A 19,981-nucleotide genomic window follows, 5' to 3' on the forward strand; every position below is an offset into this window, starting at 1 on the left:
ATGCTTGCCCTCTACGGGCACCCCTTCTCGTCGTACACCCAGAAGGTGCTGACCGCGCTGCATGAAACCGGCACACCGTACGAGCTGCGCAATCTCGACCCCGCCGCGCCGGGCGGCCACGCCGCCGAGTGGCTGCGCCACTGGCCGTTGGCGATGTTCCCGGTGCTGGTGGACGGCGAGCGGACGGTGGTGGAGAGCAGCATCGTGATCGAGCATCTGCAACTGGCCCACGCGGGCCCCGTGCGCCTGATACCGCTCGACCCGAAGGCCGCGCTGGAGGTGCGGTTCATGGACCGCTTCTTCGACCTGCACGTGATGGCCCCGGTGCAGCAGGCCGTGAGCGCGGCGCTCACCGGCGACCCGGCCCGCCGCGCAGAGGGCGTGGCCGCGGCGGCCGACAAGCTGCAAAAGGCCTACGCGTGGCTGGAAGGCGAGTGGGGCGGCCGGACCTGGGCCGCTGGCGCCGATTTCACGATGGCGGACTGCGCCGCGGCACCCGCGCTGTTCTACGCCGACTGGACGCATCCCATTGCCGACGCCTACCCGATGCTGCGCGCCTACCGGGCCCGGCTGCTGGCCCGCCCGTCGTTTGCGCAGGCTGTGGACGGCGGACGTCCGTACCGCCACTACTTTCCGCTGGGCGCACCCGACCGCGACTGAGTGAAGCCCGTGCCACCTTCCCCCCATCCTCCATCCCAGCATTGACTGAACCCATAAGGAGACCGCCATGATGAACACCGAACCCCACACCATGCACCGCTGGCTGCAGCAACTGCTGGGCGACTGGACTTGCACGTCCGACTGCGACATGGGCCCCGACCAGCCGGCCGAAAAGGGCACCGGCACGGAACACGTGCGCGCGCTCGGCGACCTGTGGGTCATCATGGAAGGCGCGGGCACCATGCCCGGCGGTGGCGGCGAGGCGCGCATGCAGATGACGCTGGGCTATGACCCTGAGCAGAACGTGTTCCTCGGCACCTGGGTCGGCTCGATGATGACCCACATGTGGGTGTACCGCGGCACGCTGGACGCCGGCCAGAAGGTGCTCACGCTGGAAACCGAAGGCCCGAGCTTCAAGGGCGATGGCGCCACGGCGCGCTACCGCGACGTCATCACCCTTGTCGGCCCCCATGAACGCACGCTCACCTCATTCGGCCAGCAGCCGGACGGGAGCTGGAAGCAGTTCATGCAGGCGACGTATCGCCGCAAGTGATGGCAAGGCGGGCTCCGGTCCGCCGGGCCGGGTGAATACGGGATGAGACGCCCCAGGTGGGTAGGTCGAACAGTCAACCTCACAGGAGTCAGGATATGTCTTACATCGATGGTTTCGTGATCGCGGTCCCCACCGCCAACAAGCAGAAATTCATTGAGCACGCACGCCAGCTCGACCCGATATTCATCGAGCTCGGCGCTCTGCGTGTGATCGAAGGCTGGGGCGATGACGTCCCCGACGGCAAAGTCACCGATTTCCGCCGCGCGGTCCAGGCGACGGCCGAGGAGACGGTGGCCTTCTCCTGGATCGAATGGCCGGACAAAGCCACGCGCGATGCAGGCATGAAGAAGATGATGGAAGACCCGCGCATGGACCCCTCCACACCCGGCAACCCGCCCATGCCGTTTGATGGCAAACGCATGATCTTCGGCGGCTTCGTACCGGTGGTCGAGGTGAAGGCCTGAGCCGCTGTCGCAGTCGTGCTGCCCGGGCCCGGGCCATGGGACGAGAAGGGCGACCATCACGATGGCTGTCCTGATATCAAAACCATAGCTATCTGCGCTTGCCAGACAAGCGCTGGAGCCGAATTTTGTCAAATATCTCCGGCATGGCTGGGTGAGCCGCCAAGCCCCCACTGTCCCGCCCGGCGCACCGCACTGTCCTATCCGCCGCACTTCTGTTCAGGCACCATGGGCTCCATATTCGACAGGCAACCGTCCGATAGTGGCGGTGCACAACACGAGGAGCCCCCTGATGTCGTCGTCCACCCCTGCCACCACCGCCACGCTGGTCCCCATCGTCCGGGCCCAGCTGCTGGGCCCGCAGTGGCCCACCATGGACCCGTTTCTTTTCTGCGCCCACCACGACGATGCCTACCCCGCGGGCAACGCCGCGTTCGGCCCCGCCGTGCCGGTGGAAGACCGCCAGATCGGCAGCGACTTCAGCGGCAAGGACGGCTGGAGCATGTACCACGGCGACACCGTGCCCGGCTTTCCCGGCCACCCGCACCGCGGCTTCGAGACCGTGACGCTGGTGCGCAAGGGCCTGATCGACCACTCCGACTCGCTGGGTGCGGCCGCGCGGTTTGGCGGGGGCGACGTGCAGTGGGTCACGGCCGGCAAGGGCATCGTGCATTCCGAGATGTTCCCGCTGCTCAACGCCACCGAGCCCAACCCGCTCGAACTGTTCCAGATCTGGCTGAACCTGCCCGCCAAAAACAAGATGGTGGAGCCGCACTTCACCATGCTGTGGGACGAGCGCATTCCGCGCCTGGTGCACAACGACGCCGCCGGCCGCGCGACCACCGTCACCGTGGTGGCGGGTGCGCTGCCCGGCGCGCCCGACCCCCTGGCGCCGCCGCCCGAGTCCTGGGCCTCGCAGCCCGAGGGCGACGTCGCCATCTGGACGCTGCGCATGGACCCGGGCGCCGAGTGGACCCTGCCCGCCGCGCAGGGCGAAGGCACGCAGCGCATGCTGTACTTCTTCGTCGGCGACAGCCTGCGCGTGGGCCCGCAGGACGTGGACCGCCACGCCGCGCTGCAGGTGCGCGCCACCGAGGACTGGCTGCTGACCAACACCGGCCCCACCACCGTGGAATGCCTGGTGCTGCAGGGCCGCCCCATCGGCGAGCCCGTGGCGCAGTACGGCCCGTTCGTGATGAACACGCAGGCCGAGATCATGCAGGCCATGAACGACTACCGCCGCACCCAGTTTGGCGGCTGGCCTTGGGACGACCAGGACCCTGTGCACGGCACTGAAGCCCGCCGCTTTGCGCGCTACCCCGGCCAGACCGAGGAAGAGCGCCCGGGCGAGGACGCCGCAGCGGCGGTGCAGGCCTGAACACCTTCCCCCGGTGGGGTCGCCGGGGGTGCCCGGCAGGCGCCGGGCGGCTCGTGGACAATCCAGGGTTTCGATGCGCGCAGCGCTGCCAGGGGTTGGTGCCCGTTGGCCGACCGCTGCGCTGCGCCCTCTTTTTTAGACACCCAGACGAAAGCGCCAGCGAGCCATGACCACCATCACCAAAGACTCCGCCGTCACCATCACCTACAAGGTGACCACGCCCCAAGGCAAGCCGCTCGATGCCGGCAGCCTGGCCTACCTGCACGGCGGCTATGACAACATCTTCCCCAAGGTCGAAGCCGCACTGGAAGGCCAGGCCGTGGGCTTTGCCACCACGCTGCAACTGGCGGTGGAAGACGCCTTCGGCGTGCGCGACGAAGGCCTGGTGCGCACCATCCCCAAGAGCGAGTTCCCGCCCGGCGTGAAGGTCGGCGGCCAGCTGCAGGGCGTGGGCACCGACGGCCAGCCCGCGGTGTTCAACGTGGTCAAGATCAAGGGCCCCGAAGTCCACCTGGACGGCAACCACCCGCTGGCCGGGCAGGCGCTCACCTTCAGCTGCAAGGTCACGGCAGTGCGCTCCGCCAGCGCCGAAGAGATTGCGCACCGCCACGTGCACGGCGACCACGGCCACCAGCATTGAAAGCGGTCACCTGGCACCGCACCCACACCCACGCACCGCGCCGCACGACCCATGCGCCTGATCCGTCACTCCGAGCGGGCCTTTTCGCTGCAGGACTTCCTGTCGGCCGATGAATGCGCCCAGCTGGTCGAGCTGGCGGAGGCGGGCGGCTTCAGCGCAGCGGGCGTGCGCACCACCGGCGGCCCCAAGTCCATGCCCCTGGTGCGCAACAACGAGCGCGTGATGGTCGAGGCGCCCGGCTGGGTGGCGCTGCTGTGGCAGCGGCTCGGCCAGGTGGCCCTGCCCGCCGTGGGCACGCAGGTGGCGCAGGGGCTGCCCAAGGACCTGCGGTTCTACAAATACGCCCCCGGCCAGCGCTTCAAGATGCACAAGGACGGCCCGTGGATGGAGTCGGGGCTGACCAGCCAGCTCACGCTGCTGGTGTATCTGAACGACGACTTTTCCGGCGGCACCACCGACTTCCGCGAGTTCGCCGTGGCACCGCGCACGGGCAGCGCGCTGCTCTTTGTCCACGACACCTGGCACGAAGGCACCGCCGTCACCGAGGGCACCAAGTACGTGCTGCGCTCGGACGTGCTGTACGGCTGAGGCAGGCGCCCACGCTGCGTTGACCTGGTGTTGACGTGGCGTTGGCATTGACGCGGCCCGTCGGCTGTCGCGTCCATCGGCCCCACCTCTACGCATTCGGTCGCCCGCATGGCGGCGTGCCCGGGACTTGGCCCCTCTGCAGGCGCTGGCGCACCCGCCGCAGCTTCTGTCTAAGCGCGGGGCGCTCACCCATTTTTGTGTCGAACATGCCCCTCGTTTCAGCGCCGCCGGTTCGGTGCCGGGGCCGGCACGGGCATGTCGAAAAGCCGCGTTTTCATAGGCGCGAAGCTTTCAAAACAGGCGCTTTTTGCGCACTGCGCGGCCCACACAACGCGTCACAGAACGTTCATCTGCGCTACCTATAACCACGCGCTGTGCGGGCCCCACCACGGTGGTCCGACAGCCCTCCCACCATCGGTACGCCATGAACACTCCCTCCGCTCCCTGCCTTTCCGGCCTTCCCCGCGGCCGCCGCGCGCGCCTGCTGCCCGCTGCGCTGCTGCTCCCCGTCTTCCTGCTCAGCGCCTGCGGCAGCTCCGGCGATGGCACCGGCACCACGGCCGCAGAGCCCGGCCGCTGGACCACCGGCGACCTGCACGTCCACACCGTGCAGTCCGACGACTCGCGCACCACCCAGACGCTCGACTTTGTGCTGGGCAAGGCGTTCGGCACCTACCACCTCGACTGGATGTCGCTGAGCAACCACCTGCGCTCGTCCAAGTACGACCACGCTGCCAACCCCCTGCCGGCGCCCAAGGCCTTTGCCTACGGCATGGAGGCCTACGAGATGCCCCGCGTGGCCGCACTGCAGGCCGCGGGCACCTACGCCGACAAGACCATCTTCTCGGCCTTCGAGTGGGACATGCCCACGCGCGACCACGTCAACGTCGGCATCTTCGAAGGCAGTCCCACCTTCAAGACCTCGGCCAGCGCGGCCAAGGAGTTCCAGTACCGCTTCACCACGGGCGACGAGTCGCTGTTCGATGCGTCCGACGTCGCGCGGTGGAAGGCGCAGTCGCCCGAGCGCTACAACAAGACCGGCGAAGACGCGATGAAGGCCATCGCCTGGCTCAAAGACAAGCACCCGAACACCAGCTACGCCACCATCAACCACCCCTCGCGCAACCCCGGCAAATACACGATCGCCAAACTCCGCGAGATGCACGACCTGGCGCCCCGGATCGTCTTCGCGATCGAAGGCATGGTCGGCAACCAGCTCGAACCCGACCGCGGCGGCTACACCTCGGCCTACATCGACGCCAACAAGCCCAACCGCACCTACGGCGGTGTCGACAACGTGGTGGCGCAGCTGGGCGGCACGTGGGACGCGCTGCTGGGCGAAGGCCGGCGCATCTGGAACATCGCCAACTCGGACTCGCACTTCGAGATCGACGCCAACAACAACAGCAGCGGCTACTACCCGGGCGAATACGCCAAGAACTACGTCTGGCAGACCAAGTCGCAGTCGCAGGCCGGCATCTCCGGCGTGGTGGACAGCCTGCGCGCGGGCCGCAGCTTCGGCGTGTTCGGCGACCTGATCAACGGCCTGGACTTCAACGCCACGGGCGCCGAAGGCACCGCCACCATGGGCCAGGACCTCAAGGCCACCAAGGGCGAGACCGTCACCGTGCGCATCCGCTTCAAGAGCCCGCCGGTCAACAACTACCAGCGCCCGGTCAGCAGCGGCAACCTGGGCAACATGACGCCCAAGGTGGACCACATCGACCTGATCGCAGGCGACGTGGGCCCCCGGGCGCAGCCCGGCACGGCCGCCTACCAGCAGGCCACGAACGCGAGCACCCGCGTCGTCAAGCGCTTCACCGCGGCGGACTGGACGCAGGAGAGCGACGGCTACTACGCCATGGAGATCACGCTGCCCGCGGCCAAGAGCCAGTACTTCCGCCTGCGCGGCACCAACCTGGGCGAGAACGTCGCGGGCCTCACGCTCCAGGGCGAGCCGCTGTCCGACCAGCCCGTCAAGACCGCCGACGCGGCCACCCGGCACGACCAGATCAACGACCGCAACTACGGCAACCTGTGGTTCTACTCGAACCCGATTTTCGTGTCGGTGCGCTGAGAGCGGGGTGGCGGTGGCTCGGCCCGCCGGGGTGGCGGATGACCCCTGCGCTGTAGGCGCACAGCCCGCTGTGGACGCCCGTTTGCCTCACACGCCGCGGGTGTCAACTTGGATACGATGACCGCGGGCTGTCACCCGCACCCTGGTGCCTGAGCACCGAATGGCGGGTGGCGACCCCGGCCGCCCTTGCGGCTGGCGTGAACGTCGACCTCGCACCCCGCACCCCGCCACCTTCCACCGACCCTGCCTGCTGCCCCCGCCATGAGATCGCTCCGAAGCCAGCTGGTTTTCTTCTGGGTCCTGCTGTTCGCCATCTGCGCCACGCTGGCGGTGGTGATGGTGTCGGTCTACCGGGGCAGTGCCGGTGCCCAGCTGGCGGCCGGCCGCACGGCGGCCGAGCGCTCGTGCAGCGCCATCGCCGCACGCTACGCGCGGTCGGTGCCGCAGCCCGCGCCCGCGCAGCCGCAGATCGACCTGCTGCAGGTGCTGCTGCAGCTGGTGCTGATCGAGGTGCCGCATGTCGAGGGCGGCGTGTGGCAGGCCCAGGGCGGGTTCCTGGCGTATGCCTACCCCACCTACGAAGGCAGCGGCGTCAAGCGCGACGTGCCCGCGGCCGAGCAGCCGCTGATCCTGGAGATGGCCGAGCTGGCCGCCCGCACCCGCCAGCCCCAGACCGACGTGGTGCGCGGCAGCCGCGAGGCGCTCATCGTCACCGCCTGCCCGCTGGCCGCGCCGGGCAACGACCTGGCCGCCTGGACCATGACGCGCACCCATGCGGGCGCGCTGGCGGCCGAGAACAGCCTGCGCATCGGCCTGGCGGTGCTGCTGGTGGGCGTGCTGGCCTCGGGTGGTTGGCTGGGCCTGATCCTGCTGCGCGGCCTGCGGGCGGTGCAGCGGCTGGAGGCGCGCCTGGCCGCCGCCGAGGGTGACGCGGTGCCGGTGCTGGAGCCCACGGGCGTGCGCGAGATCGACCGCATCGTCGACGGCTTCAACCGCTACCGCCTGCGCTTCGAGGAAACGCGGGCCCAGCTGCGCGCCGCCGCCCAGCAGCGCAGCCGCGACCAGCGCCTGGCCGCGCTCGGCCGCATGACCGGCGGCTTGGCCCACGAGATCCGCAACCCCATCGCCGCGATGCGCCTGAAGGCCGAGAACGCACTGGCCGCCGCGCCCGAGCGCCACCCGGCGGCGCTGCGCGCCATCCTCGGCCAGATCGAACGGCTGGAAGGCCTGGTGCAAAGCCTGCTCGCGCTGGTGCAGCCCTTGAACCTGGCCCCCCGGCGCATCGACCTGCCCGCCTGGCTGCAGGAGCGGCTCGATGCCGCCGCCCCCCGCGCCGCCGGGCGCGGCGTGGCGCTGGTGCTGCGGCCCGGCGCCCCCGCACAGGCCGAGTTCGACCCGCAGCACGTGGGCCGCGCCATCGACAACCTGCTCGACAACGCGGTGCGCCACGCGCAGCAGGGGGGCACGGTCACGCTGGGTGCCGTGGTGCAGCCTGCCGACCGCCTGGTGCTGCAGGTGGACGACGACGGCCCCGGCGTGCCCGAGGCGCTGCAGGCGCGGCTGTTCGAGCCCTTTGCCACCGGCCGCGCCGACGGCACCGGCCTGGGCCTGGCGCTGGCGCGCGAGGTGGCGCTGGCCCATGGCGGCGACCTGCACCATGTGCCGCTGGGCGGCGCCACCGCCACGGCCTCCACCGAAGCACCCGAAGCAATCGACGCACCCGCAGCGCCCCACCACGACCCCGCAGGCGCCACGCCGCCTGCCGCCGCGCCGCCCCGCGGCACCCGCTTTGCACTGGAGCTTCCATGGCACGCCTCTTGATCGTCGACGACGACGACGCCTTCCGCGAAACCCTGGCCGAGACGCTGGAGGGCCTGGGCCACACGGCGGACCAGGCCGCCAGCGGCGATGCAGCGCTCGAAGGCATGCCGCGCCAGCGCTACGACGCCGTCTTTCTGGACCACCGCATGCCGGGCATGGACGGCCTGCAGACCCTGGCCGCATTGCAGGCCCGGCTGCCCCGCCTGCCGCCGGTCATCGTGCTGACGGCGTATGCCAGCGGCGCCAACACCATCGACGCGATGCGCCTGGGCGCCTTCGACCACCTGGCCAAGCCCATCGGCCGCGACGCGGTGATCGAGGTGCTGGCCCGCGCGCTGCGGCAGGAGACGGCGTCGCCCGACACGGCGCGGCAGCTCGCCCACGGCGCGGACGGCGGCGGCGATGGCAACGATGACGAGAACACCCTCGTCGGCCCCAGCCAGGCGATGCGCGAGGTGCACAAGCGCATCGGCCTGGCGGCGGCCAGCCACGTGCCGGTGCTGGTGCTGGGCGAGACCGGCACCGGCAAGGACATGGTGGCGCGGGCGCTGCACCGGCATTCGGACCGCGCCCACGCGCCCTTCGTCGCGATCAACTGCGCGGCCATTCCGCCCGAGCTGCTGGAGAGCGAGCTGTTCGGCCACGTGCGCGGCGCCTTCACCGGCGCCACCGGCGACCGGCCCGGGTGCTTCCGTGCGGCCGACGGCGGCGTGCTGCTGCTCGACGAGATCGGCGACATGGCGCTGCCGGTGCAGGCCAAGATCCTGCGCGTGCTGCAGGCGGGCGAGGTGACGCCGCTGGGCAGCCACCGCACGGTGAAGGTCGACGTGCGCGTGGTGGCTGCCACCCACCACGACCTGGCCGCGGCGGTGCGCGCGGGGCGCTTTCGCGAAGACCTGTACTACCGGCTCGACGTGCTGTCGATCCGCGTGCCGCCGCTGCGCGAGCGCCTGGCCGACATCGTGCCGCTGGCCGAGCATTTCCTGCGGCTGGCAGCGGGCCACGGCGTGCCCAAGGCGCTGTCTGCCGACGCGGCGCAGGCGCTGCTGCAGTACCGCTGGCCCGGCAATGTGCGCGAGCTGCGCAACCGCATGGAGCGCTGCCAGGCGCTGGTGCGCCACCCGGTGATCAGCGCGGCGGACGTGCAGGGCGACCTGGCACACGGCTCCGCGCCCACCGATGCCCATGCTGTGGGCGCGGAAGGCGCCGCAAGCGCATTGCCCGCCGACTGGTTCGACACCGAGCTGCCCGTGGCGGTGGAGCGGCTGGAGCGGCTGCTGATCGAGCAGGCGCTGCAGCGCGCCCAGGGCAACCGCGCCGAGGCCGCGCGGCGCCTGGGCATCCACCGGCAGCTGCTGTACCGCAAGCTGTCGCAGTACGGGCTGGAGTAGCGATGGCGATAAGCACTCCGTCCGCGCAGCCCACGGCCTGCGCGCGCCGCCAGTGCGGCTACAAGCTGTCGCCGTCACGCGCCCAGGTGTCTCATCCGCGGACACCGCCTGTCCGCATTGCATCCACGCCAACGTGCCTGGCAGCCCGGTCGCCCTGTACGGGGCAGCGTTCGTGCGGTGTTGAACAGCGGGCACGGGTCTTGAGTGCCACATCGCTTCCTGCGCGCTGCACGCACTGGCCATTGGGCTGGCACTGTGACCGGCCCATGCCTGCCTCTGTGTCCGCCGCCGTCGTTGCCGGTTTCGATGTCGCTGTCGCGTTCTCATCGCTCCGCGCGCCTCGTTTTCTTACCTTCGCCCGTCCATGACCGACTCCTCTCCCGCCCGCGCAACCGCACCTGCCACATCCACTGCGCCTTCCCACAGCGCGTCCTCTGCAGCCGATGAGGCGCCCGGCGGCGGCAACGGCCTGTTGTGGGTGCTGGTGGCCGTGGCCGTCCTCTTCGCCGTGCTGCGGCCCCGCGCACCCATGGACTACCTGCGGCTGGTGGACTGGCAGACCGTGGGCGCGCTGGCGGGTCTTTTGGCCATCACCCAGGGCGTGGAGAAAAGCGGCATGCTGCAGGCCACCGCCCAGCGCCTGCTGGGCCGCATGACGGATCTGCGCAGCCTGGCGATGCTGCTCACGGCCGGTGCCGCGGTGCTGTCGGCGCTGGTCACCAACGACGTGAGCCTGTTCCTGCTGGTGCCGCTGACCCGCGTGCTCGCCACCCAGGCCGACCTGCCGCTCGCGCGGCTGGTGGTGCTGCAGGCACTGGCGGTGAATGCGGGCTCTGCGCTCACGCCCATCGGCAATCCGCAGAACCTGTACCTCTGGCACCGCTCGGGCGAGAGCTTTGTCGGCTTCATGGGGATGATGGCGCCCACGGTGGCGATCATGCTGTTCTGGCTCTTCGTGGCGGTGTGGGTGCTGGTGCCGCGCACCGCGATCACGCTGCGCCCTGCGACCGAGGTGCCTGCCGTGCAGCCCCGGCTGTTGACGCTGGCCGGCGTGCTCTTCGTCGCCTTCGTGGTGGCGCTGGAGCGGCACTGGCTGGTGGCCGGCCTGGCACTGGTGTTCGGCGCGTTCGTGGTGTTCTACCCGCGCGTGCTCAAGGGGGTGGACTGGGCGCTCTTGGCCATCATCGCGCTCATGTTCGTGGACCTGCGCCAGCTGGCCGACCTGCCCGCGGTGGCCAGCCTGCTGCAGCACGCGCCCATTGCCGAGGGCTGGCGCGCGTACCTGGCGGCCATCGTCGCCTCGCAGTTCATCAGCAACGTGCCTGCGGCCATCCTGCTCGACGGCCCGGTGCGCGACCTGCCCGCGCTCGCCGCCGGGGTGAGCGTGGGCGGCTTCGGCTGCGTGCTGGGGTCGCTGGCCAACCTGATCGCGCTGCGGTTGGCGCGCCTGCCGCACGGCCTGCGCGAGTTCCACAAGATCAGCATTCCCTTCCTCATCGTGTGTGCGCTGTCGGCGCTGTGGCTGCGGATGGGGTGATGCGGGGGCGGCGATGGGGGGGATGGCCTGTGCCACCTGTCCGCAAAGCGGACGCCAGGGTGTCCCCCGCGCATGCAGCCAGCCGGCGGTGCAACGATGCAAGTGGTTGATTTGAAAGGGAATCGTGCCTGGCACGCAATGTGAGTACAGCCAGGGCATTCCCACCCACTGGAGTTGATCCATGCGACATTCCCTTCGTCCCCTTGCCCTGTGCGCAGGCCTGTGCCTGGCAGGTGCTGCCTGGGCCCAGCAGCCCCCACCACCGCCTCTCGCGCCGCCACCAGCCGGCGCAGCGGTCCCCGGTCTCGCAGGCGCACCCGGTGCCCTGCCACCGCCCGGCGCACGCCCCGCGCGGCCGCTGCCGCCGCCGCCCGATGCGGCGCAGCAAGGCACGGCGCCCGTCATCTCCGGCCAGCTCAAGCGCTGGCTGGTCAACCCCGGCGGCGACGTGGACGGCCTGCTGCTGACCGACGGCACGCAGGTGCAGTTGCCACCCCACCTCTCGCCAGCCTTGCTGCAGGCCGCACGGCCCGGCGACACGGTGCAGGTCAGCGGCTGGCGCGCGCCCAATGCGCCGGTGCTGCGCGCCGTGCGGCTGACCGTCGGTGGCCGCACGGTCGAAGACACGCCACCGGCCCCGGGCAGCGCCCCTGCGCCGCGGCCCGACCCCGCTGCGCTGGCCGCGATGAGCGCCAGCGGCCGCGTGGCCCAGGTGCTGTACGCCCCCGGCGGCGAGGCGAACGGCGTGCTGATGGACAGCGGCACCATCGTGCGGTTCCCGCCGCATGTGGGCACGGCCATGGCGGCGTCATTGCAGCCGGGCAGCACGCTGTTCGCACGCGGATGGGGCTCTCGCGGGCCGCATGGCAGTGCGCTGGAGGCCACGGCGATGGGCCCTGCTGCCGACACCGCCCGCGAGCTGTTCGCAGGCCCTGGCGTGGAGCCCCCGCTGCCCGGTCCGCGAGGAGCCCAGCCGCCCCAGGCCGGTCCCAAGGGCGGCCCCGGAGCACGCGGTCCTGCCGGCCCCAAAGGCCCCCGCGAGCCAGGCCCCGGGCCTGCGGGTCCTGCCGGTGTCCCGCCGGCAGCCGGGCCGGGAGCGCCCATGGCGCCGCCAGTACCACCTGTGCCAGCCCCGCTGCCCGCATCGTGACCTGTCGTCAGGCCGGCGGTGTCGCAGCCGCCGCCTGACGGGTCCCCGCAGCGTTGTCAGTCCTTTTTCTCTTGCATTTTCTTTCGCGTTTTTTCGTTCACTTCACACAAGGATTTCCATGCCCGCCCAACCCCATGACATCGACGTCTGGTCCGTCGAAGGCCAGTTCCAGCACCTGATCTACAGCCCCAAGGGCACCATTGAAGGCGTGATGATCGACAGCGAAGGTGCCCCCGCCCAGTTCGTGTGCGACGCGCACGACAGCGCGGCCCACGCCGCACTGGCGGGCCTGAAGCCCGGCCAGGCCGTGGTCATCGAAGGCACCGTCGCCGAGCCCTCGCCCAAGGGTGAAGCCGAGCACGAGGTCTACCAACTGGAGCGCGTGGTCTCGGTCGACGGCAAGCCCGCCGCGCCGCACCACCACCCCGGCCACGTGGCAGGCACCGTGGCGCGCCTGAACTACGCCAGGCACGGCGAGCCCAACGGGGTGGTGCTGGACACCGGCGACTTCATCCACACCAAGCCCGATGGCCTGAAACACCTGGGCCTGAAGGTCGGCGACAAGGTCAAGGCCGAGGGCGATGTGCGCCCTCTGGCCAACGGCGGCGGCCAGGTGGTGCAGGCGCGCACGGTGAACGGCAAGCCCGTGGGGCCTGGCCATGGCTGATGCCGGCGCAGCAACTGTCGGCGGTCTGCCCGCTGGCGGCAACGCTGGCGCGGGCCCGGCAGCGGTGCCGGGCTCGCTGATGGCGCTGGCGCTGCTGGCGTTCTTCATGGCCGATGTGCGCGACGGCCTGGGGCCGTTCCTGGCCACCTACCTGCAAAAGAGCCAGGTGCAGCAGGAGCTCATCGGCTACACCATGACCGCTGGCGGCCTGGCGGGCATGGCGATGACGCCGCTGGCCGGCGCGTGGGTGGACGGCTCGCGCGCCAAGCGCCTGCTCACGGTGGTGGCGGCGCTCGCCATCCTGGCGGCCAGCGCGCTCGCGTTTTCGACGCTGCAGGGCACGTGGCTGATCGCATCACAGGTGGTGACCGGCGTGGCCGGGGCGTTGCTGGCGGCCACCATGGCCGCGCTCACGCTGGGGCTGGCGCGGGCTTCGGGCTTCAAGCACCAGACGGGCCGCAACGAGGCCTGGAGCCACGCGGGCAACATGGTGTCGGCCATCGGCGCGGGGCTGGTGGCGCACTGGTTCGGCGCGCACTGGATCCTGGCCGTGATGGCAGCGATGACCGTGGGCGCGGTGCTGGCGGTGTTGTCGATCCGCGCGGGGGACATCGACCACCAGGCCGCGCGCGGCTGCGAGTCGCCCGAGACGCTGGGCGAGCATGTCGAGCGCGGCACCGGCTGGGGCGCACTGCTGTCCAACAAGCCGCTGCTGCTGTTCGGCATCACCTGCCTGTTCTTTCACCTGGGCAATGCCGCGATGCTGCCGCTGCTCAACCAGCGGCTGGCCGCCACCGTGGCCGATTCGTCGCCGCTGCTGTGGACCGGTATCGCCATCGTGGTGGCCCAGGTCACGATGATCCCGGTGGCGCTCTGGGTGTCGCGCAGCAAGCGCTTCGACGTGGCGTGGTTCGTGTACGCCGCCATCCTGGTGCTGCCGGTGCGCGGCGCGCTGGCCTACCTCATCGCCGCCGACTGGGGCAACGTGCCGGTGCAGATCCTGGACGGCCTGGCCGCCGGCGCGCTGGGGGTGGCCACGCCGCTCATGGTGCAGCGCTTCACGCAGGGCAGCGGCCGCTTCAACACCGCGCTGGGCCTGGTGATGACGCTGCAGGGCGTGGGCGCGGCGCTCAGCCCCACGCTGGCCAACTCGGTGGTGGGTGCCGGGCAGCACTTCGGCCTGGCCTTCGTCGCGCTGTCGGTGGCGGCGCTGGTGGCATTGCCGATGTTCTGGTGGGCGCAGCGGCACGCGCCAGTGATCGATGGTGCAGTTGCTATTGATTAGATAGCTGCTTGCGCAATGGCAGCGAGCGCAAGGCCATGAAATCGCCGTGAACTGCGTGGTCCACCGCGCACCCGCCGGTGCTCACCGCTTGCTGCTTCTGGTGCTGCTTCTGGTGCTGCTGCTGCGCCGTGCCAGGCCGCGGCCCTGCAGCACCGGCTCGGCGGCCAGGCGGTGCCGTGCGAACTCCACAAAGGCCCGCACCTTGGCCGGTGCGCGCCGCCCCGCGGGGTAGACGATGTGCACGGGCACCGGGTCGGGCTCATGCTCGGCCAGAACGATGCGCAGGCGCCCTGCGCGCAGGCTGGCGGCGGCCTGGTAGGCCAGGCAGCGGGTGAGCCCCAGGCCCGCCTCGGCCGCGGCGATGTCCACCTCGTTGCTGTTGCTGATCCAGGCCTGCTGCGGTGTGCCCGTGGTGCCATCGCGAAACCGCCAGGGCGAGGGGGCCCGCGCGTCGAACGAAAACGCAATCGCGCGGTGCTGGCCCAGCTCGTGCGGGTGGCGCGGCTCGCCGTGCCGCGCCAGGTAGCCGGGCGATGCGACCACCATGCGCCGCAGCGCGCCCACCTGCAGCGCGGTCAGGCCCGAGTCGTGCAGGTGCGCGATGCGCACGGCCACGTCCATGTCCTCCTCCAGCAGATGCACCACGCGGTTGACGAACAGCGTGCGCGCCTGCACCCGTGGATGCGCCTGCAGAAAGTCGAGCACGATGGGCGCCACATGCTGAATGCCGAACATCTGCGGCGCGGTGATGGACAGCAGGCCCTGCGCCTCGGCCTGTGCGCCGCGCGCCGCCTGCTCGGCCTCGTGCAGGTCGTTCAGCAGTGGGCGGCAGTCGGCCAGAAAGCGCTCACCCGCCTCGGTCAGCCGCACCATGCGCGTGCTGCGCTGGAACAGCAGCACCGACAGGCGCGCCTCCAACGCCGCGATGGCGCGCGTGACCGCCGCCGCCGAGCAGCCCAGCCGCCGCCCCGCCACCGCAAAGCCGCCCGCATCGGCCACTGCCACAAAGCAGCGCAGGGTCTCCAGATGGTCCATTGTTTCGATTCGTGCAATTTTGAAAGTCGCACTATCGCTATTCACGCCGTGGTGCGCAATAGATAAGGTCGAGTCCTGCACAACTTCTGACACCAAGGACACGACACCATGGCCCCCACCCCACCCATCACGCTGTACCGCATGGCCGTGTCCGGCCACTGCCACCGCGTCGAACTGATGCTGTGCCTGCTGGGCCTGCCCTACCAACTGGCCGAGGTGAACCTGCTGCAGGGCGAGCACCAGCGCGCAGAGCACCTGGCCCTGAACGCCCTGGGCCAGGTGCCCGTCATCGTGGATGGCACCGTGGTGCTGAGCGACAGCACCGCCATCCTGGTCTACCTGGTGCAGCGCTACGCCCCCGGCAGCGCCTGGATGCCGCAGGACCCGGTGGGCCAGGCGCGCCTGCAGCGCTGGTTCAGCCTGGCCGCCGGCCTGCTGGCACCGGGCGTGGCCGTGCCGCGCTTTGCCGCCATCACAGGCAAGCCCTTGAACGCAGCCTCCCAGGCCATCGGCCAGCGGCTGCTGGCCTTCATGGAGGGCGAGCTGCAAGGCCGCACCTGGCTGCTGGACGGCGACGCGCCCACCCTGGCCGACATCGCCATGGTGAGCTATATCTCGCAGGCACCCATCGGCGGACTGCCGCTGGCCGCCCATCCGCGCGTGGCCGCCTGGGTGGCGCGCATGGAGGCCCTGCCGGGCTACGTGCCGCTGGCCGACCGCCTGCCCGACGCCGCTGCAGCGGTACCCGCATGAGCGCCGGCCTGCGGCCCCTTGAAGCCCCGGCCTTCCACGCGGGCGAGCAGGCCCTGCAGGACCGCGTGGGCGTGCGCGAACGCATGGGCGAGATCGGCCCCATGGTGCTGCGCGACCACATGCCCGACCAGCACCGCGAGCTGTTCGAGAAGCTGCCCACGCTGCTGCTGGGTGCGCTCGACGCCGACGGCCAGCCCTGGGCCACCATGGTGGCGGGGCCCCCGGGCTTTGTGTACACGCCCGATGCGCGCAGCATGCAGGTCGCGGTGCCGCCTGATGCGGCCGACCCGGCGCTTGCGCAGCTCGCGCCCGGCACCCCTGTGGGCGTGCTGGGCCTGGAGCCCCACACGCGCCGCCGCAACCGCATGAACGGGCGCGTGGCCGCCTTCGGTGCGCAGGGCCTGGCGGTGGACGTGGTGCAGAGCTTCGGCAACTGCCCCAAGTACATCCAGGCGCGCGCGCCCGGCCTGCGGGAGGTGGTGACCCCGCCCGCACCTCCACAGGCCCTGGGCCCGCAGCTCGACGCCGCCGCGCTCGCGCTCATCGCCCGCAGCGACACGCTGTTCATCGCCAGCGCCTCGGCCGCGCGCCCCGGCGCAGCGCGCAACGAAGGCGTGGACGTATCGCACCGCGGCGGCGAGCCGGGCTTCGTGCACATCGCGCACAGGGAGGAGGGCGGCGTGGTGCTGTCGGTGCCCGACTACCCCGGCAACCTGTTCTTCAACACGCTGGGCAACCTGGCCCTGCACCCGCTGGCGGGGCTGCTGTGGGTGGACTACGACGGCGGTGGCCTGCTGCACGTCGCGGCACGGTCCGAGCTGCTGTGGGACGACGCAAGCCGCGCGCCCTGGCCCGGTGCCCAGCGCGTGCTGCGGCTGCAGGTGCTGGGGGGCGTGTGGCGGGCCAATGCGCTGCCGTGGCGGTGGACGGCGGCGCAGGCTGCGCCGCAGTTCGGGGTGCTGCGGGCGCGGGCAGCGGGGTAGGGTGGGGTAGGGCGGGACATTGGCCCCGGCATGCCCCACCAGGGTTTATGCGTGCCGCCGCATCGGCTCGATCCGCTTGCGCGGCGTGCTCGCCTCGGCCTCCACCATGTGCCCGCTGCGTTCGTGCGCACCGTGCGACAGCTCGGTGATCAGCGCGGCCTCGGGCAGGTTGCGCCAGTAGCGGGTGGGCATTTCCTTTTTCATCATCGTGGTCTTGAGCCGCGCGGGGTTAAAGATGTGGCGGTAGTAGGTGAGCCAGAGCGCCTCGCCGGCGTCGGGCGGCGGGGCGTCGCTGCGCTGGCCGCCGGGGCCCACATGCAGCGCCGTGCCGTCCCAGCGCACGCTGGCGTCGGGCGTGAGGATGGCCCAGTGCATCTGCGTGAAGCGCCGCACGAAGAAGCCCGCGTTGGCCTCGGTGATGTAGTGGTCGGGCTCGAACCAGGCGACCTGCACGGTGTGGCCGTCGCTGTCGGTCACCGGGCGAAAGCGCACGAAGGCGTGCATCTTGTGCATGTCGCGTGCCACGGCGCGCACCATGTGGTGGGCCTGCATGCGGTCGGCGTCCAGCGGGTCGTGGCGCAGCGCGCGGTCGTGCGCCAGGCGCCACAGCAGCCGGTACATGAGCGCGAAGCGCGCGGGGTTGCGGTGCAAGACCAGGCGCTCGCACAGGCGCACGAAATCCTCGGGCACGCGCGGCGCTGGGCGGTCGGTGCGGGGCTGCAGTGCGGCCAGGTCGAGCGGCGTCGATGCGGCAGCATCAGCATCGGTGCCAAAGCCAGCAGTTGGACTGGCGAACAAGTCTTCCGCGACGTCCTGCGTGGTGAACCAGTCGACAGCCTGCGGCGGCACGCCGGCCTGCACCAGCGTGCGCGCGGCATGGCGAAAACCGGCCCAGTCGGTCGGGTGGTCGAGCGTCACAGTGTGTTGTGCCATGGCTTATCGAGGCACGCGGGAATGCGCGCCACGGACCGTTCGGGCTGAGCCCGTCGAAGCCAGTGTGCTGCCGCAGAACGTGGCCCGGGCGGGGCCCGAGGGCGCAGGGAGGGTCTTGCTGGCGCAGCGGGGCATCGATCGGTCCCTCAAAACAGGCTGCGCTGCGCGGGCGGCGGCGCCAGGCGGGCGGCCAGGTCCGCGGCATCGAGCGCGCGGCCCGGGCGGTAGTCGGCCGCTTCCACAAACGGCAGCACCTTCTTGAGCGGCACATGCAGACGGGTCAGGTCGGCATGCCGCAGGCGGCGCACGCGGCGGGCGGCCAGCAGGCGGTCCACCGTCTGCACGCCGAAGCCGGGCACGCGCAGCATCAGCTCGCGCGGGGCGGTGTTCAGGTTGACCGGGAAGCGCTCGCGGTGCGCAATCGCCCAGGCGAGCTTGGGGTCCATGTCCAGCGCCAGCATGCCGCCCTGGCTGGCGGGCACGATCTCGCCGTGGGTGAAGCCGTAAAAGCGCATGAGCCAGTCGGCCTGGTAGAGCCGGTGCTCGCGCACGGTGGGCGGGGCGATGAGCGGCAGCGCGCGCGCCGCATCGGGGATGGGGCTGAAGGCCGAGTAGTACACGCGCCGCAGCCGGTGCACGCCGTACAGCCCTGCGCTGGTGGCCAGGATGGTGCGGTCGTCGGTGGCGTCGGCGCCCACGATCATCTGCGTGCTCTGCCCGCCCGGCGCGAAGTGGGGCGCCGCAGCGCGCCGCGTGAGGGTGCGTGTGGTGGCGGGCATCGACACCACCTTGGCCGCGGCCTGCTCCTTGCGCGCCTGCCGCGCGTCCTCGATCCGCACCGCCATGCGCGCCATGGACCGTTCAATCGCCGCGCCGTCCTTCTGGGGTGCCAGGGCGGCCAGGCCTTCGGGCGTGGGCAGCTCCACGTTGATGCTCAAGCGGTCGGCATAGCGGCCGGCACGCTCCATCAGCTCGGGCGACGCATCCGGGATGGTTTTGAGGTGGATGTAGCCGCGAAAGTCGTGGTCCTCGCGCAGCACGCGGGCCACCTCCACCACCTGCTCCATGGTGTAGTCCGGGCTCTGGATGATGCCGCTGGACAGGAACAGGCCTTCGATGCAGTTGCGCCGGTAGAAGTCGAGCGTGAGCTGCACCACTTCATCGACGGTGAAGCGTGCGCGCGGCACGTTGCTGGTGACCCGGTTCACGCAGTACAGGCAGTCGTACTGGCAGAAGTTGGTCAGCAGAATTTTCAGCAGCGAGATGCAGCGCCCGTCCGGCGCGTAGCTGTGGCAGATGCCCATGCCTTCGGTGGAGCCCATGCCCCGCCCGCCCACCGAGTCGCGCGGCGCTGCGCCGCTGGATGCGCACGAGGCGTCGTACTTGGCGGCGTCGGCCAGGATGGCGAGTTTGGACTGTAATTGCACTGGATGAATTTACAGTATTTTCCGCTGCAAGGCGAGTGTGGGGGCATCTGCGCGCTTGATATTCGCTATTAAAAATGTAGCTATTTGCGCTGGCTGGATAAGCGCTGGAGGCCAAAAAGCATGAAAATTCGTCGCCGACACGCTTCGCTGTGCCCAAAGCCGCGCCTGCGCGCTGCCTGGCTGGGCACAATGCAGTCTCTTTGCATGTCCCTGCATCCCCAAGGAGCCCGCTCATGACATCTTGCAGATCCTTGCGTTCCTCTGGCGTGGCCCTGGTGCTGGCCGGCCTGGTGGCTGGCGCCATTGCCCAGGCGCCCTACAGCCTCAAGACCGTGGAAGCACGCCCGATTCCCCGCGACGACATCCTGCAACTGTGGCGCGAGGTCGCCCTGCAGCAGTGCGCGGATGCGCGCAAGCGCTTCAACCTGTCGAACGAGGAATGCCTGCGCGAGATCGCCCGCCGGGCAGATGCCTGCACGGTGTCTCAGGCCCCGTCCACGCCGGCCCTGGTGGCCAGCACCGCCGTGTCGAAGGACATCGGGCGCAAGTACCTGCAGTGCGCCGTGCCTTATTACTTCTGTCGAGGCGTCGAGGTCAAGACCGAGAAGGAAGCGCTGGCCCAGTGCCGCTGATGCGGCGGTC

19 protein-coding genes are annotated in these 19,981 nt (G+C 70.7%); 16 read left to right on the forward strand and 3 right to left on the reverse strand.

The genetic code is table 11. The features are described from left to right. The 13 genes from ASG27_RS03265 (at position 1) to ASG27_RS03325 (ending at position 14,208) form a co-directional block, all read left to right on the forward strand. Entirely contained in the window at positions 1 to 660 is a 660-nt protein-coding gene (locus tag ASG27_RS03265; RefSeq protein ID WP_056411658.1) for a glutathione S-transferase family protein, read from the forward strand. A 67-nt stretch (positions 661 to 727) separates the two neighbouring features. Further along, positions 728 to 1,213 (forward strand): DUF1579 domain-containing protein, encoded by a 486-nt coding sequence (locus tag ASG27_RS03270; protein WP_082485735.1) that lies wholly within the window; start codon positions 728 to 730, stop codon positions 1,211 to 1,213. Positions 1,214 to 1,308: 95 nt separating this feature from the next. Then, positions 1,309 to 1,677 (forward strand): DUF1428 domain-containing protein, encoded by a 369-nt coding sequence (locus ASG27_RS03275; protein ID WP_056171024.1) that lies wholly within the window; start codon positions 1,309 to 1,311, stop codon positions 1,675 to 1,677. Positions 1,678 to 1,966: 289 nt separating this feature from the next. Next, positions 1,967 to 3,052, forward strand: a complete 1,086-nt coding sequence (locus tag ASG27_RS03280; RefSeq protein ID WP_056411286.1) for a pirin family protein — start codon at positions 1,967 to 1,969, stop codon at positions 3,050 to 3,052. Between the two features lie 166 nt (positions 3,053 to 3,218). Next, positions 3,219 to 3,692, forward strand: coding sequence for an FKBP-type peptidyl-prolyl cis-trans isomerase (locus ASG27_RS03285; RefSeq protein ID WP_056411288.1), 474 nt, complete (start codon positions 3,219 to 3,221; stop codon positions 3,690 to 3,692). 51 nt (positions 3,693 to 3,743) lie between these two features. Beyond that, a complete protein-coding gene (locus tag ASG27_RS03290; protein WP_235503882.1) occupies positions 3,744 to 4,280 on the forward strand; it encodes a prolyl hydroxylase family protein in 537 nt (178 codons plus the stop codon). Positions 4,281 to 4,704: 424 nt separating this feature from the next. Continuing rightward, complete coding sequence (locus tag ASG27_RS03295; protein WP_056411289.1) at positions 4,705 to 6,357, forward strand: hypothetical protein; 1,653 nt, start codon at positions 4,705 to 4,707, stop codon at positions 6,355 to 6,357. A 261-nt stretch (positions 6,358 to 6,618) separates the two neighbouring features. Beyond that, the gene (locus ASG27_RS03300; protein ID WP_082485736.1) at positions 6,619 to 8,178 is read left to right on the forward strand and encodes a sensor histidine kinase; all 1,560 of its coding nucleotides are present in this window, start codon (positions 6,619 to 6,621) and stop codon (positions 8,176 to 8,178) included. Beyond that, positions 8,163 to 9,569 (forward strand): sigma-54-dependent transcriptional regulator, encoded by a 1,407-nt coding sequence (locus ASG27_RS03305; RefSeq protein ID WP_056411291.1) that lies wholly within the window; start codon positions 8,163 to 8,165, stop codon positions 9,567 to 9,569. Before ASG27_RS03300 ends, ASG27_RS03305 begins: the two co-directional genes overlap by 16 nt. A gap of 364 nt (positions 9,570 to 9,933) precedes the next feature. Beyond that, positions 9,934 to 11,106: an SLC13 family permease gene (locus tag ASG27_RS03310; protein ID WP_056411292.1), complete on the forward strand. Its 1,173-nt coding sequence runs from the start codon at positions 9,934 to 9,936 to the stop codon at positions 11,104 to 11,106. 181 nt (positions 11,107 to 11,287) lie between these two features. Further along, entirely contained in the window at positions 11,288 to 12,256 is a 969-nt protein-coding gene (locus ASG27_RS26465; RefSeq protein WP_156370424.1) for a hypothetical protein, read from the forward strand. A gap of 118 nt (positions 12,257 to 12,374) precedes the next feature. Further along, positions 12,375 to 12,923: a hypothetical protein gene (locus ASG27_RS03320; protein WP_056411294.1), complete on the forward strand. Its 549-nt coding sequence runs from the start codon at positions 12,375 to 12,377 to the stop codon at positions 12,921 to 12,923. After that, positions 12,916 to 14,208, forward strand: coding sequence for an MFS transporter (locus tag ASG27_RS03325; RefSeq protein ID WP_082485737.1), 1,293 nt, complete (start codon positions 12,916 to 12,918; stop codon positions 14,206 to 14,208). Before ASG27_RS03320 ends, ASG27_RS03325 begins: the two co-directional genes overlap by 8 nt. 81 nt (positions 14,209 to 14,289) lie before the next feature. Here the strand turns inward: ASG27_RS03325 and ASG27_RS03330 are convergent, their stop codons facing one another. After that, a complete protein-coding gene (locus ASG27_RS03330) occupies positions 14,290 to 15,243 on the reverse strand; it encodes a LysR family transcriptional regulator (protein WP_056411296.1) in 954 nt (317 codons plus the stop codon). A 108-nt stretch (positions 15,244 to 15,351) separates the two neighbouring features. Between ASG27_RS03330 and ASG27_RS03335 the strand changes: the two genes are divergently transcribed. Next, positions 15,352 to 15,996, forward strand: a complete 645-nt coding sequence (locus ASG27_RS03335; RefSeq protein WP_056411297.1) for a glutathione S-transferase family protein — start codon at positions 15,352 to 15,354, stop codon at positions 15,994 to 15,996. Beyond that, positions 15,993 to 16,979 carry a pyridoxamine 5'-phosphate oxidase family protein gene (locus ASG27_RS03340; RefSeq protein WP_056411299.1) on the forward strand — a complete coding sequence of 329 codons (987 nt, stop codon included), beginning with the start codon at positions 15,993 to 15,995 and terminating at the stop codon, positions 16,977 to 16,979. Before ASG27_RS03335 ends, ASG27_RS03340 begins: the two co-directional genes overlap by 4 nt. A 45-nt stretch (positions 16,980 to 17,024) precedes the next feature. Here the strand turns inward: ASG27_RS03340 and ASG27_RS03345 are convergent, their stop codons facing one another. Together ASG27_RS03345 and ASG27_RS03350 are read right to left on the reverse strand one after the other, a co-directional pair. Further along, positions 17,025 to 17,912 (reverse strand): TIGR03915 family putative DNA repair protein, encoded by an 888-nt coding sequence (locus ASG27_RS03345; RefSeq protein WP_056411300.1) that lies wholly within the window; start codon positions 17,910 to 17,912, stop codon positions 17,025 to 17,027. A gap of 146 nt (positions 17,913 to 18,058) precedes the next feature. Then, on the reverse strand, positions 18,059 to 19,339 hold the full coding sequence (locus tag ASG27_RS03350) for a putative DNA modification/repair radical SAM protein (RefSeq protein ID WP_056411302.1): 1,281 nt from the start codon (positions 19,337 to 19,339) through the stop codon (positions 18,059 to 18,061). A 233-nt stretch (positions 19,340 to 19,572) separates the two neighbouring features. Here ASG27_RS03350 and ASG27_RS03355 point away from each other — a divergent pair, with 233 nt between their 5' ends. Beyond that, entirely contained in the window at positions 19,573 to 19,971 is a 399-nt protein-coding gene (locus ASG27_RS03355; RefSeq protein ID WP_156370425.1) for a hypothetical protein, read from the forward strand. Positions 19,972 to 19,981: the final 10 nt, after the last annotated feature.

It is taken from the genome of Acidovorax sp. Leaf191 (assembly GCF_001424425.1).
Classification (GTDB): domain Bacteria; phylum Pseudomonadota; class Gammaproteobacteria; order Burkholderiales; family Burkholderiaceae_C; genus Acidovorax.